This is a genomic window from Nocardia higoensis NBRC 100133 (assembly GCF_000308595.1).
Taxonomy (GTDB): domain Bacteria; phylum Actinomycetota; class Actinomycetes; order Mycobacteriales; family Mycobacteriaceae; genus Nocardia; species Nocardia higoensis.
Genome location: NZ_BAGA01000179.1, coordinates 36,493 through 49,562, shown reverse-complemented (window position 1 = coordinate 49,562; position 13,070 = coordinate 36,493). Strand labels below are relative to the sequence as shown.

General features: G+C 69.0%; 13 protein-coding genes. 11 read left to right on the top strand and 2 right to left on the bottom strand.

Going from position 1 to position 13,070, the window contains the following annotated elements:
• Both ON26_RS29035 and ON26_RS29030 read left to right on the top strand, forming a co-directional pair.
• Positions 1-1,164, top strand: a 1,164-nt coding sequence (locus ON26_RS29035; RefSeq protein ID WP_306307263.1) for an NAD(P)/FAD-dependent oxidoreductase, incomplete at its 5' end; no start/stop codon positions are given.
• 11 nt (positions 1,165-1,175) lie between these two features.
• Positions 1,176-2,096, top strand: coding sequence for a LysR family transcriptional regulator (locus ON26_RS29030; protein WP_040801113.1), 921 nt, complete (start codon positions 1,176-1,178; stop codon positions 2,094-2,096).
• Positions 2,097-2,121: 25 nt separating this feature from the next.
• Here ON26_RS29030 and ON26_RS29025 read toward each other — a convergent pair whose 3' ends face one another.
• Positions 2,122-2,736: a TetR/AcrR family transcriptional regulator gene (locus ON26_RS29025; RefSeq protein WP_040801111.1), complete on the bottom strand. Its 615-nt coding sequence runs from the start codon at positions 2,734-2,736 to the stop codon at positions 2,122-2,124.
• Positions 2,737-3,099: 363 nt separating this feature from the next.
• On the opposite strand from ON26_RS29025, the gene ON26_RS29020 reads away from it, so the two are divergent.
• The 9 genes from ON26_RS29020 (at position 3,100) to ON26_RS28980 (ending at position 12,477) form a co-directional block, all read left to right on the top strand.
• Positions 3,100-4,077, top strand: a complete 978-nt coding sequence (locus tag ON26_RS29020) for a phosphotriesterase family protein (RefSeq protein ID WP_040801110.1) — start codon at positions 3,100-3,102, stop codon at positions 4,075-4,077.
• A 52-nt stretch (positions 4,078-4,129) separates the two neighbouring features.
• Entirely contained in the window at positions 4,130-5,083 is a 954-nt protein-coding gene (locus ON26_RS29015) for a phosphotriesterase family protein (RefSeq protein ID WP_040801107.1), read from the top strand.
• Between the two features lie 81 nt (positions 5,084-5,164).
• The gene (locus ON26_RS29010; protein WP_040801106.1) at positions 5,165-6,283 is read left to right on the top strand and encodes an FAD-dependent oxidoreductase; all 1,119 of its coding nucleotides are present in this window, start codon (positions 5,165-5,167) and stop codon (positions 6,281-6,283) included.
• A 15-nt stretch (positions 6,284-6,298) separates the two neighbouring features.
• The gene (locus tag ON26_RS29005) at positions 6,299-7,228 is read left to right on the top strand and encodes an alpha/beta hydrolase (RefSeq protein ID WP_040801105.1); all 930 of its coding nucleotides are present in this window, start codon (positions 6,299-6,301) and stop codon (positions 7,226-7,228) included.
• Positions 7,229-7,233: 5 nt separating this feature from the next.
• The gene (locus ON26_RS29000) at positions 7,234-8,175 is read left to right on the top strand and encodes an MBL fold metallo-hydrolase (protein ID WP_040801138.1); all 942 of its coding nucleotides are present in this window, start codon (positions 7,234-7,236) and stop codon (positions 8,173-8,175) included.
• Positions 8,176-8,213: 38 nt separating this feature from the next.
• Positions 8,214-9,938: a CocE/NonD family hydrolase gene (locus tag ON26_RS28995; protein WP_040801104.1), complete on the top strand. Its 1,725-nt coding sequence runs from the start codon at positions 8,214-8,216 to the stop codon at positions 9,936-9,938.
• A gap of 12 nt (positions 9,939-9,950) precedes the next feature.
• Positions 9,951-11,132: a thiolase family protein gene (locus ON26_RS28990; protein WP_040801103.1), complete on the top strand. Its 1,182-nt coding sequence runs from the start codon at positions 9,951-9,953 to the stop codon at positions 11,130-11,132.
• Complete coding sequence (locus tag ON26_RS28985; protein WP_040801101.1) at positions 11,129-11,824, top strand: 3-oxoacid CoA-transferase subunit A; 696 nt, start codon at positions 11,129-11,131, stop codon at positions 11,822-11,824. The genes ON26_RS28990 and ON26_RS28985 overlap by 4 nt, the downstream gene beginning before the upstream one ends.
• Entirely contained in the window at positions 11,824-12,477 is a 654-nt protein-coding gene (locus ON26_RS28980) for a 3-oxoacid CoA-transferase subunit B (RefSeq protein WP_040801099.1), read from the top strand. The genes ON26_RS28985 and ON26_RS28980 overlap by 1 nt, the downstream gene beginning before the upstream one ends.
• 21 nt (positions 12,478-12,498) lie before the next feature.
• Here the strand turns inward: ON26_RS28980 and ON26_RS33675 are convergent, their stop codons facing one another.
• The gene (locus ON26_RS33675; protein WP_051027843.1) at positions 12,499-12,921 is read right to left on the bottom strand and encodes a Zn-ribbon domain-containing OB-fold protein; all 423 of its coding nucleotides are present in this window, start codon (positions 12,919-12,921) and stop codon (positions 12,499-12,501) included.
• Between the last annotated feature and the right edge of the window lie 149 nt (positions 12,922-13,070).

Here is a 13,070-nt window from a genome sequence, read left to right as displayed (position 1 = left end):
CGACACCGCATGAGCGGTCAGGGGCCGGAGGCGGCGGGGATTCGGCGCGTCGTCGTGGTCGGCAACGGGATCGCCGGGCTGACCGCGGCGGACTCGCTGCGGGACGCAGGCTTCGACGGCGAACTCACCATTGTCGGCGACGAGACGCACGCGGCGTACAGCCGCCCGGCGCTGTCGAAGGCGCTGTTGCTCGAGGGTGAGGGCATGTCCTCGCACGAACTGCCGCCCACCACGCACGGCGCGAAAGAGCTTCTCGGCGTGCGGGCTCGAGGCCTGGATGTGGAGAAGCGGCGGGTCTCCCTCGACGACGGCACCGACCTGCCGTACGACCGGCTGGTGATCGCGACCGGTTCGCGCGCCCGGCGGTTGTCCGACCTGCCCGGTGAGTTCACCCTGCGCGGTCTCGACGACGCGTTGGCCCTGCGCGAACGCCTGACCGGCAGACCGTCGGTGATCGTGGTGGGCGGCGGTGCGCTCGGCATGGAGATCGCCTCGGGCTGTCTGGCCGCGGGCTGTCAGGTGACGCTCGTGTCCCAGGGTGTGCCGCTGGTCGCGCAGTTGGGCGAGTATCTGGCCGGCGTCTTCGTCGAGGCTGCCCTGGAACGCGGCCTCACCCTGGTGGAGACCCGCTCGGCGCGGATAGCCGAGCGCGGCGGCAGTACGCGTGTGGTCCTCGACGAAGGCGCTGTCCTCGAGGCCGAGCTCGTGGTGAGCGCTGTCGGCGACATCCCCAATACGGAGTGGCTGGGGGAGACCGGCCTGACGACCAATGGTGTCGTCCAGGTCGACTCCCGCGGTCTGGTCCGTCCGGAGATCGCGGCGGTAGGTGACCTGGCGGTGTTCCCGACGCCGCACGGCATGCGGCGAATCCCGTTGTGGAGCAGCGCGATCGAGCAGGCCAAGGTAGCCGCGGCGGCGCTCGTCCGGGGCGGGCAGGCGGCCCCGCTCGAGTTCCAGCCGTACTTCTGGACCGAGCAGTTCGGACTCGCGCTCAAGGCGGTGGGGTATATGCCGATCGACGGTCCGCCCTCGTTCGTGGAAGGCGAGCACGGTGGTCCGGCGCTGATGCGCTGGTCGCACGAGGACGGATCCGGTGTGGCCGCCGCGCTGAACTACCGGATCCCGATTCCCCGGCTGCGTCGCCTGAGCAGGGCCGCCGCGTAAGGTTCGTCGCGATGAGCGACGAGGACGGGAGCACCACGGGTTCGGGGTTGGATCGGCTGGCGTCGGTCAACCTCAACCTGCTGGTGCCCCTGCTCGCGGTGCTGGAGGAGCGGTCGGTGACCAGGGCCGCCGAGCGCGTCGGCCTCTCCCAGCCCGCGATGAGTCACGCGCTCGGGCGCATGCGACGACTGTTCGGCGACGACCTGCTGGTCCGGCAGGGCAGCAGCGTCACCTTGACCCCGCGAGCCTTGCAGTTGATCGCCCCGCTGCGGACGGTGCTCCGGCAGACCGCGGACGTGGTGAACTTTCCCGGTTTCGATCCGGCGACGGATCGCCGGGTCATCACCGTCGCCATGACCACCAGTACCGCCTTCGTCCTGGGGCCGCGATTGGCGCGCCTGGTCGCCGAGCGTGCGCCGCACGCGACCCTGCGCCTGCGCACGATCACCGTGCCGACCGAGTCGACCTTCACCGAGAACGGCGTCGACGTCGTGCTCGTCTCCGAGGCGTTCGCCTCCCCGCACCCGCGCGAACGCCTCTACGACGATCGATGCGTGGTGGTGGCCTCGGCGGACAGCGCGCCGGAAGCGAGCGCGCTCGATCTGATCACCACGCTCGCGCATGTCGTGGTCGACAGCGAGCGGCGGGTGTTCCCGTACGGGGTGCTCGACGAGAAGGGCGTCTCCTATCGCGTCGGCCGGCTGATCTCCGACTTCCTGCTCGTCCCGTACCTGGTCGCCCAGGCGGGCGGTGTGGCGCTGCTGCGCTATCGGGTCGCCGATGCCATGCGCGCGCTCGTCGATCTGCGCATCGAGGAGTTCCCGTTCCCGATCCCCGCCCTGGGGATCGACATGGTCTGGAATCCGCATCTGGGTGACGCGCACTTCATCGCCTGGCTGCGTCAGGTTCTGTTCGACGCCGCCCGACCGTGAGCGGCGGGGCGCCCCGGCGCGCTGCTCAGTGCCTGCCGATGACGCCGAACCAGCTCTCGGTGAGGACGTCGAGCATCTCGTCGTGTTCGACGCCCCAGTGTCCCGGCGTCCAGTTGCGGGCGACGTGGTCGAGCTGGGTCATCGCGAGGACGCTGCGGAAGCGTCTGGTGCGGGCGGGAAAGCGGTCGGCGGTGTCGAGTCCGTCCTGGATGTCGCCGATGGTCTCGTCCAGCCACTCGCCGAACAGTGCCCGGATCTCCGGATCGACGGCGGCGGCTTCGAAAGCCGTTGTGGTGTAGGGGCGGATCGTCGTCCAGCGCTTCGCGGTGAGCTCGAGCCAGGCGCGGATCCGTTCCCGTGATCCGTCCTCGACCACCGAGACCAGCTCGCGGGCGGTCGACCCGTGCTCGACGGAAGGGACCCGGCCGAGTTCGGCATTGAGCCGCTCGGTGATGAGCGCCTTCATCAGGTCGACCTTCGAGGGGAAATAGGCGTAGAAGGTGACTCGCGTGGTGCCCGCCGCCGACGCGATGTCGTCGATGGTGGTCGCCGCATAGCCTTTGGCCGCGAACAGTTCCAGGCCGGTGTCGAGCAGGAGCTTGCGCGTCATCTCCTTCTGGGCCTTGCGAAGCGTCGCCATTCTGTGAGCGTAGAGCACCTCGTTGACGGTGCGTACCCGCCGGGTGCCGGGCGGACACCCAGCCTGGTCTCTTCACGCGTCGTCAAGAAAAGCCGCGTCTCGGGCATCGAGGTTCCCGGGCACCCGGAGCTGATCTTGTGCGCCGAAGAAGGTAGATTTACTTGCAAGACATTTACTTGACACTATGTAAGGCGATATGGCACCGTTCACAGGGACGGCGTGACCGCAGTCACTTGCCGGCCTCCGGCCCATGGGCCCGGCGTGCCGAGAAGTTTCGGGCCGACTGCCCGAACAGAAGAACCTGCCCGATCAGAACCATTCCGGCGCGAGCTCGCGCGCCGGCGCCGAAAGGAACAGCCAGTGATGGGCGACCGCACTGCCACCACCGTGAACACCATTCTCGGCCCCGTGCCCGCGGACGAACTGGGCATCGTCGCCGTGCACGAGGCGCTGCTGTCGGTGGTTCCCGGCGCGGAATACGCCTTCGACGTCACCATCGACCGCGCCGAGATCTTCGAGATCCTGGCCGGGAAGCTGCGCGAGTTCCGCGCCGCCGGCGGCGGGACGATCGTCGACAGCACCGGCATGTTCCACGGCCGCGACGTCCGGCTCTACGAAACCCTCGCCCGCGCGACCGGCGTGCACATCGTCGCCTCGACCGGCATGGGTCCGGAGGCCCTGCTCGGCGGCTACTTCCTGACCCCGCAGACCAACCCGCCCACCCCGTGGCCTGCCGAGAAATTCGCCGACCTGTTCACCAAGGAGATCACCGAGGGCATGGTGGTCCCCCGCGTGGAGCGCCGTGGCGCCGCGGGCCTGGTGACCACCACCGCGACCCGCGAGGGCATGACCGCGACCGACGAGAGCCTGTTCCGCGGCGCGGCCAGAACCGCGCTGGCCACCGGCGTCGCGGTCTCGATCCGCTACGGCGCCGATGCCGTGCACGACCTCGACATCGTTCTCGACGAAAAGCTGCCCGCCGACCGGGTGCTCGTCGGCGGCCTCGATCGCACCGACGCGGTCGCCGCCGGCGCCGCGCTCGAGGTCGCCCGCCGCGGCGCCTACGTCGCGCTGGACAACATCGGCTCCGAAGGCGACGACCACGTCACCGACGCCGAGCGCGCCGCCCTGGTGCGCGAACTGGTCGAGGCCGGGCACGGGAATCGGATCCTGTTGTCCGCCAACGCGATCGGCGTCGCCAAGGGTGGCCCCGGCCGCGAGCTGCCCTACAGCTACGTCCTGACCGGCTTCGTCCCCCTGCTCACCGCGCAGGGGCTCGGCGACGAGGACGTCCGGCGGATCCTGGCGGACAACCCGCGCGAGCTGCTGTCGGTGCGCTGAGGCGCGACTACCGACGACCATCGAACCCCGACTTTCGGAGAAGGTGAATGTTGTGTCGAGAGTGAACACGGTCCTGGGGCCGATCCCGACCGAAGAGCTGGGCATCGTGGCTGTCCACGAGCATGTCGGATACGGCATGCCCGGATCCGAACTGGACACCAAGTGGTGGAAGACCCCCGAGCAGCGCTACGAGGAGACCGTCCCGAAGCTGCGCAAGTTCCACGAATACGGCGGCGGCACCTTCGTCGACGTGACCGGCATCTGCAACGGCCGCGACGTCGACTACTACAAGTCGCTGTCGGCCAAGACCGGCGTGCACATCGTGGCCTGCACCGGCTTCGTCGGCGGTGACACCGCGCTGCCGTTCTTCGAGCGCGCGAGCGTGGAGTACCTGACCGAGCACTTCGTCCACGAGATCACCGTCGGCATCGGCGACACCGGCAGTCGCGCGGGCGTCATCAAGGTCGGCGTGAGCCGCGGCGGCCGGATGACCGAGCTGGACAAGCGCATCTACCGCGCCGCCGCCCGCGCCGCCCGCGAGACCGGCGTGCCGATCCTGACCCACCTGGCCATCGACGCCGAGAACGCCATCGCGATCTTCCACGAAGAAGAACTGCCGCTGGATCGCGTGCTCTTCGGCCACGTCGACGACGGCGTCAACGCCGAGAAGACCCGCGACACCTGGATCGCCGAGCAAGGCGGCCGGGTCGGCTTCGACACCTTCGGCTACGAGACCGAGCTCGAGGACCCGCCGTTCTGGGCGCGGCCCCGCAAGGAGCGCCTCGACCATTTCCTGCGCTTCCTCGGCGCGGGCCACCTGGACAAGGCGCTGGCCTCGGCCGACGCGAACTGCAGCCCGCTCGGCTGGCCCGGCGTGAAGGGCCACACCGTGAACTACATCTTCGAAGACCTGATCCCCGACCTGCGCGAAGCCGGCCTCGACGAAGCCACCATCAAGACCATCTTCGTCGACAACCCCGCCGACTTCCTGACCATTCAGAACTGAGCCCTGCGCGACTCGATCCGCCCGGTCGAGCCCGCGAAATCCACTTCGGCGCAATGCCGCGCCCGCCCAGAGAGAAGAACCATGCACTCGTCGGATCTGAAGAACCTGAAGATCGCCATCGTCGGCGCGGGCTACGCCGGCGCGGCGGCGGCCAAGGCACTGAGCCTGCTCGGCGCCGAGGTCACCGTCTACGAGCGTGCCACCGAGATCCGCGAGGTCGGCGCGGGCATCGGCCTGCGTCCGTCCACCATGGACCGTTTCCGGCAGTGGGGGATCTTCGACGCGATTGCGAAGGTCAGCTCGCCCAGCGACTACTTCGAGATCCTCACCGCCACCGGTGAGCAGATCATGCGGGATTCGTGGCCGGGGATCGACGACTACGCCGAGCCGACCACGACCCACCTGATCCACCGCGGCGACTTCATCGACGCGCTGCTGGGTGTGCTGCCCGAGGGCATGGTGCGGCTGGGCCACAAGCTCGAGAAGGTGGAGGATCGCGGTGACCGCTCCGTGCTGACCTTCGCCAACGGCGTGACCGCCGAAGCCGATCTGGTGGTCGGTGCGGACGGCATCAAGTCGGTGGTGCGTCAGCAGCTGTTCAGCGACAAGGGCCCGGTGTTCTCCGGCGAGCACGCCTACCGCGCGGTCATCTCCGCCGACGACGCCTACGGCATGGTCGTCGACGACAACCTGCGCATGTACATCGGCCGTGGCACGAAGGTGTACCTGCTGCCGCTGCGCCATCGCGGTCAGGTCTCCTTCGACATCACCGCCCTGTGCCCCGACAGCACCTGGGCGCCGAACGTCACCAAGGACGACATCGTCGCGACCGTGGCCGGCTTCGACGAGCGCATCGTGAACATCGCGCGCAACCTGGATATGGACACCGTGAACGTGCGCGCGGTCTACGACATCGACCCGGTCGACACCTGGCATTCGGATTCCGTCGTGCTGGTCGGCGACGCCGCGCACTCGATGCTGCACCACCAGGGGCAGGGCGCGAACTCGGCGATCATGGACGCCGGCGCGCTCGCCGACGCGCTGCGCGAGGCCGATTCGGTCGAGCAGGCCCTGGCCGCCTACCAGGCGACCCGCAAGCCGGTGACCGACGAACTGCAGCGCATCTCCCGTCAGGGCTGGACCGAAGAAGAGGTCGACGAGGTCTTCCCCGGTCAGAAGACCCCCGCGACCGCGAAGTAAGGACGAGCTCACGCCATGCCATTGCATCCGAAGATCGCCGAAATCCTCGCCACCCTGCCCGCCCCGCCGGACGGTCCGCTCGACCCGGTCGCCATGCGCGCCGGTGAGGAGTCCGAGGTCGCCCCGCTCGACCAGCGGCTGCCGCTGCGTGCCGTCGAGGACACGGTGGTGCCCACTTCGGCGGGCGGGGTGCCGGTGCGCATCTACACCCCTGCCGACGCCGACGCCTACGGTCTGCTGATCTACTTCCACGGCGGCGCGTTCTTCCTCGGCAGCCTGGAGACCCACGACCACATCGCACGAAATCTGGCGAAGGAGACCGGGCTTCGCGTGGTCTCCGTCGGCTACCGCCGCGCACCCGAAGCGGCGTTCCCGGCCGGTCTCGAGGACTGCTACGCGGTGGTGCGCTGGGCGGCCGACAACGCCGCGCGGCTCGGATGGAACGGCGAGACCCTCGCCCTGGCCGGTGACAGCTCCGGCGGCACCTTCGTCGCCGCGGTCACCGCGATGGCCCACGACGCGGGCTTCGACCGCATCACCCATCAGGTGCTCTACTACCCGTCGCTGGATCTCGACTTCGACGTCGACCGGTACGCCTCGTTGCGCGAGAACGCCACGGGATACGGCCTGGAGACCGCGGGCCTGAAGCCGTTCAACGCCTTCTACCTCGACAGCGGCGCCGATCCGGCCGATCCGCTGGTCTCGCCGATCAAGCGGGCCGATCTGACGGGTCTGCCGCCCGCGCTGATCGTCACCGGCGAATACGACCCGATGCGCGACGAGGGCGAGCTGTACGGCAAGCGCCTGGCCGAGGCGGGCGTCGACGCCACGGTCAGCCGGTACCAGGGCGCGGGCCACGGCTTCGTCCAGCACTTCTCCTGGCTCCCCGAGTACCACCGGGTCTACGAGGAGACGGCCGCATTCCTGAACCGGCGCGGGAAGTGACGGCCGTGGCACCCGAAGTCGCGATCCACCCCCTGGTCTCCCCGTGGGGCCGGTTCGGGCTGTACAGCTTCTTCATCGACGCGCCGGAACCGGCGATCGTCGACACCGGCATCGCCTCCTCGCCCGCCGAGGGCATGGCCCCGGCGCTGGCGAAGCTCGGCCGCCGGATCGAGGATGTGCGCTGGATCCTGTTGACGCACGGCCACATCGACCACGTCGGCGGGGCGCACGCGCTGTGGGAGCTCACCGGACGCCGCGCGAAGGTGGTCATCCACGAGGCCGACGCGCCCATGTTGCGCTCGCGGCAGGCGCATGTCGACGAGTACGTGGCCGGGCGTGGGCAATACCTGAACGATCCCGAGGGCGTGGCCAAGCAGGTCGCCGCGACGCACGCGGTGATCTCCGGTGAGATGGAGCCGACCGTGCTGGTCCGCGGCGGCGAGACCCTGTCGCTGGGCGGGGGAGTGACCGTCTCGGTGCACTCGATCCCCGGCCACACTCCCGGCTCGGTCGCCTATGTCGTCGACGGGCAGAACGACGCGTTCGTCGGTGACGCCGTCCAGGTGCACGGTGCCGCCAACGGCTTCCCCGGCTATGTCGATCCCGAGGCCTACCGTACGAGCATCCGGTACCTCCGGGACGAAATCGGGCCGCGCCGTTTGTATCTCGGGCATCCCTACCGTCGGATCGACGGAGAGCCCTACGGCGTCGAACTCGACACCGAGCAGGCCCGCGAGGCGCTCGAGCAGAGTCTCGCCGTCGAGGGCCGGGTCGGCGAATCCGCCCACCGGTGTCTGTGCGCGGGGATGCCCGCGACCGACTCGGTGTACTCGCCGTTCGCCGGCGTGGCCGAAGAACTCGGCTACGCGGGCGACCCCACCCTCGAGCCGTCGCCGTTCTTCACCTCGATGCACGGCTACCGCACGCAGTTCACCCAGCAGTCCTGACAAAGACCCACATCCCACGGAAAGGCAGTCGCAGGCTCATGGCCGACCTGGAAACGTTCGACGCCGGCGGGCAGATCATCCACATCCGCAAGAATCTGCGGGTTCCGATGCGCGATGGCATCGAACTGGCGGCCGATGCCTACCAGGGCGTCGACGACAAGCCGCGCCCGGCGCTGGTCGCACTGAGCCCCTACGGCAAGGAACTGCAGGCGCTGGCGCTGACCATGCCGCCGCAGCGGCGCCCCAGCCCGATGTGGGACGGCTGCATCGAGGCCGGTGACATCGCCCGCGTGGTGGCCGAGGACTACGTGCACGTCATCGGCGACCTGCGCGGCTCCGGTCATTCCGAGGGCGAGCACATCGGCAACTACAACGCCGGTGGCGTCTCGCTGGGCCAGGACGCCTACGACTTCATCGAGTGGGTCGCCGCGCAGCCCTGGTGCGACGGCAATGTCGGCATGATCGGCATCTCCTACTTCGGTTCCATGCAGGTGCTCGCCGCGGCCGAGCGCCCGCCGCACCTGAAGGCGATCTTCGTCTCCGGCGGCCACTACGACTTCTACGAGACCACCTACCACGGCGGCGTCATGTGGTTCATGCCACGTGCGGCGCGCGAGGGACGCGGCGGCGACTCGGGCTGGGCGTTCACCGACAACGTGAAATCCCGCATGCTCGAGACGTATTCGCCGGAGGAGATCGAGAAGCTGGTGGCCGAGCGCCTCCGTGATCCCGACGTCGCCGCCTGGCCGAACCTGGTGCATGTGCTCAACTACCCCAAGCACCACGAGGCCTGGTTCGACATCGTCATGAACCACCTCGACGGCGAATGGTACGAGGAGCGCAATCCCGTCACCCTGGCCCCGAACATCGACATCCCGGTCTACCTGCAGATCGACCAGGGCCGCGGCTGGACCATGGACGGCACCATCGAGCTGTACAACCAGCTGAAAGGCCCCAAGAAGCTCGATATCGGCCCGTACCCGCCGATGCAGTCGCGCCCGTTCATCGAAGAGCACGACAAGATGTTCCGCTGGTACGACTACTGGATCAAGGGCATCGACAACGGGATCATGGACGAGCCCGCGGTGAACGTCTTCGTCGAGGGCACCCGCGAACACGCCACCGGCGACCAGTGGCCGCCCAAGGACGTCGAGTACCGCTCGCTGTACCTGCGCACCCGCCGCAAGCTCTCCTTCGAGCACGAGCCGCTCGGCGCGGAATACGCCGCGCCGGACGGCTTCTACCAGGCGCCGCTCACCGTCACCGACAAGGTGGAGATGCTGAGCTGGAGCACCCCGGCGTTCGAGGAGCCCACCGAGATGATCGGCCAGGGCGCGGCGCACATCTTCGCCGAGATCGACCAGCCCGACACGAATTTCATCCTGCGAATGTGGGATGTGGCGCCCAACGGCAAGCGTCAGCTGATCACGACCGGCTACCTCAAGGCCTCACATCGCGAACTCGACGAACGCAGCACCGAGGGCAACCCCTACCACCCGCACACCCGCGCGGTGCCCGTGGAACCGGGGAAGATCGAGGAGTACGTGCTGCGGCTCTACCCGTTCGCCGCGACCTTCCTGCCCGGTCACCGGCTGGTGGCCGAACTGTCGAACAACGAGCCGCTGGCCGACGACCACAACGCGCTGCTGCCACCGGACGCCTTCCACCTGCCCGTCGGCCGCCCGGTCACGCACAAGATCTACCGCGACGCCGCGCACCGGTCCCGGCTGGTGCTGCCGTTCACCACCCGCACCGCGAGCTGAGGAGCTGGAGCCATGGCATTCGTCTACGCCGCCGCTCGTACCCCGTTCGGGCGGTTCAACGGCGCGCTGGCCGAGGTGCGCCCCGACGATCTCGCCGCGACCGCCATCCGGGGCGTGCTCAGCAAGGCGCCCGCGTTCGATCCCGCCGCCATCGGTGATGTGGTGTGGGGCAACGCCAACGGCGCGGGCGAGGACAACCGCAATGTCGGCCGGATGGCCGCGCTGCTGGCGGGGCTGCCGGTCTCGGTGCCCGCCACCACGGTCAACCGGCTCTGCGGTTCCTCGCTCGACGCGGCGATCATCGGCTCCCGCACGATCGATACCGGTGACGCGGACGTGGTCCTCGTCGGCGGTGTGGAGTCGATGACCCGCGCGCCGTGGGTCCTGCCCAAGCCTGATCGCGCGTTCCCGGCGGGCAATGTCACCGCCGTGTCGACCACCCTGGGCTGGCGGCTGGTGAATCCGCGGATGCCCGCGGAGTGGACCGTGTCGCTGGGGGAGTGCAACGAGCAACTGCGCGAACGGTTCTCGATCTCGCGCGCACGCCAGGACGAGTTCGCCGCCAGGTCGCACCGGCTCGCGGCGGCCGCCTGGGACGAAGGGTTCTACGACGACCTGGTGGTTCCCGTCGAGGGCGTGGAACTGGCGCGGGACGAGAGCATCCGCGCCGATTCGACCGTGCAGAAGCTGGCCGCGCTGAAGCCGAGCTTCCGCCGCGACGGCTCGATCACCGCGGGCAATGCCTCACCGCTCAACGACGGCGCCTCCGCCCTGCTGCTCGGCTCCGAGGCCGCCGCCGAGCGCCTCGGCCTGGACCCGCTCGCCCGGATCGCCGGGCGCGGCGCGTTCGCGCTCGAGCCGCAGGCCTTCGGCTACGCCCCGGTCGAGGCCGCGAACATCGCGCTCGAGCGGGCGGGCATCGGATGGGAGCAGGTCGGCGCGGTGGAGCTCAACGAGGCCTTCGCGGTCCAGTCGTTGGCCTGCGTGGACGCGTGGAAGATCGACCCGGACATCGTGAACGTCAAGGGCGGCGCCATCGCCATCGGGCACCCGCTCGGCGCCTCGGGCGCGCGCCTTCTCGGCACCCTGGCCAAGGTGCTGGCCGAGCAGGGCCAGCGGTACGGCGTCGCCGCCATCTGCATCGGCGTGGGCCAGGCCCTGGCCGTCGTGCTGGAGAACGTGGGAGCGGCATGAGCAAGGCACAGATCCTCGACAGCGCGGACGAGGCCGTCAGCGTCGTGAAGGACGGCGACACCGTCCTCGTCGGCGGCTTCGGTTTCGCGGGTATGCCGTTCGACCTGATCGACGCCCTGATCCGGCACGGCGCACGCGACCTCACCATCGTCTCCAACAACGCGGGCAACGGCGACGTCGGCCTGGCGGCGCTGTTGAAGGCGGGCCGGGTGCGCAAGGTGCTGTGCTCGTTCCCCCGGCAGGTCGATTCCTACGTCTTCGACGACCTGTACCGGCGCGGCGAGATCGAGCTCGAGGTCGTGCCGCAGGGCAACCTCGCCGAGCGGATGCGTGCGGCCGGCGCGGGCATCGGCGCGTTCTACTGCCCGACCGCGGTCGGCACCCCGCTGGCCGAGGGCAAGGAGACCCGCACCATCGACGGTCGCGACTACGTGCTCGAGTACCCGATCAGAGGCGATGTCGCCCTGATCTCCGCGCACACCGCCGACACCATGGGAAATCTGGTGTATCGCAAGACGGCTCGCAATTTCGGCCCCGTCATGGCCACCGCGGCCACCACGACGATCGTGCAGGTCTCCTCCGTCGTGGCGGCGGGGATGCTCGATCCCGAAGCCGTCGTCACCCCGAGTATCTACGTCGATCGCGTCGTCGCGGTCGAGGCCCGTCGCTACACCGTGGAAGGAGCGCGCTGATGCCGCTGGATCCCGATCGCCTCGCCGCGCGGCTCGCCCGCGACATCGAGCCGGGCAGCTTCGTCAATCTCGGTATCGGCCAGCCCACCAAGGTGGCCGACCATCTGCCCGCCGAGCTGGGCGTCGTGCTGCACACCGAGAACGGCATGCTCGGCATGGGCCCGGCCGCGGTGGGCGAGCAGATCGACCCCGACCTGACCAACGCCGGGAAGGTGCCGGTCACCGAGCTGCCGGGCGCGGCCTACTTCCACCACGCGGACTCCTTCGCCATGATGCGCGGCGGTCATCTCGACGTCTGCGTGCTCGGCGCCTTCCAGGTCTCGGCGAACGGTGACCTGGCCAACTGGGACACCGGCAAGCCGGGTTCCATCCCCGCCGTGGGCGGCGCGATGGATCTGGCCATCGGCGCCAAGCGGGTCTACGTGATGATGACGCTGTTCGCCAAGAACGGCAGTCCGAAGATCGTGCCGTCGTGCACCTATCCGCTGACCGGCCTGGCCTGCGTCAGCCGGGTCTACACCGATCACGCGCTGTTCGAGATCACACCCGAAGGGGTCGCGGTGCTGGAGACCTTCGGTACGCCGATCGAGGAATTGCGCGAACGATTGGATATTCCGTTGATCGACTCCCGATCCGAGGCGACTGTTTCCTGAGCAGGCGGGCCGGGGAATTCGTCAGGCTGCCCTGTCGAGGGCAGCTCCCCGAAATGTCACCGGCGCGAACACCGGAAAATCACCCGTCATGCTCTCGGCGCGGAATTCCACACGCACATTGCCGGCCAGGTCGTCGACCACGGGCGATTCGATAGCGGCACAGATCCAGGGCCCTTCGTCGAGTGCCACGATCGCCAGGACGATCGGCACGGGGTGCGCCTTTCCCCGGACGGCCTGATGGTGAATGCGCCAGGAAACGATACGACCGATGCCCGGAGATCGCACTCGCTCGAAATCGCGGGAATGGCATTGCACGCACGCCAGCGCCGGTCGCGACATCAGCTGACTGCAACCTTCGCAACGACGCATCGGGAAACCGGCTGCCGAGTCGACGTCGGCGCGGATGCCGGTGTGCACTTCTGGCTTCTGCTCACAGATCTGCATGGGATCCTCGTCGGTCGCGGGAGACGAGCTCTTGACCCTTCGACCATCCCTGCGGGGCCGTACCCGTGGCCACGGTAGGGCGACCGGGGGGTATACCTGTTTTTCGGCCCGGAAACGGCCCGCGACCGGTGCGTACCCGACCGGGAGCG

Excerpts from the sequence above, each read along its gene's own strand:
- ON26_RS29030 (WP_040801113.1), top strand. The coding sequence starts at position 1,176 with ATGAGCGACGAGGACGGGAGCACCACGGGTTCGGGGTTGGATCGGCTG.
- ON26_RS29025 (WP_040801111.1), bottom strand. The coding sequence starts at position 2,736 with ATGGCGACGCTTCGCAAGGCCCAGAAGGAGATGACGCGCAAGCTCCTG.
- ON26_RS29020 (WP_040801110.1), top strand. The coding sequence starts at position 3,100 with ATGGGCGACCGCACTGCCACCACCGTGAACACCATTCTCGGCCCCGTG.
- ON26_RS29010 (WP_040801106.1), top strand. The coding sequence starts at position 5,165 with ATGCACTCGTCGGATCTGAAGAACCTGAAGATCGCCATCGTCGGCGCG.
- ON26_RS29005 (WP_040801105.1), top strand. The coding sequence starts at position 6,299 with ATGCCATTGCATCCGAAGATCGCCGAAATCCTCGCCACCCTGCCCGCC.
- ON26_RS28995 (WP_040801104.1), top strand. The coding sequence starts at position 8,214 with ATGGCCGACCTGGAAACGTTCGACGCCGGCGGGCAGATCATCCACATC.
- ON26_RS28990 (WP_040801103.1), top strand. The coding sequence starts at position 9,951 with ATGGCATTCGTCTACGCCGCCGCTCGTACCCCGTTCGGGCGGTTCAAC.
- ON26_RS28985 (WP_040801101.1), top strand. The coding sequence starts at position 11,129 with ATGAGCAAGGCACAGATCCTCGACAGCGCGGACGAGGCCGTCAGCGTC.
- ON26_RS28980 (WP_040801099.1), top strand. The coding sequence starts at position 11,824 with ATGCCGCTGGATCCCGATCGCCTCGCCGCGCGGCTCGCCCGCGACATC.
- ON26_RS33675 (WP_051027843.1), bottom strand. The coding sequence starts at position 12,921 with ATGCAGATCTGTGAGCAGAAGCCAGAAGTGCACACCGGCATCCGCGCC.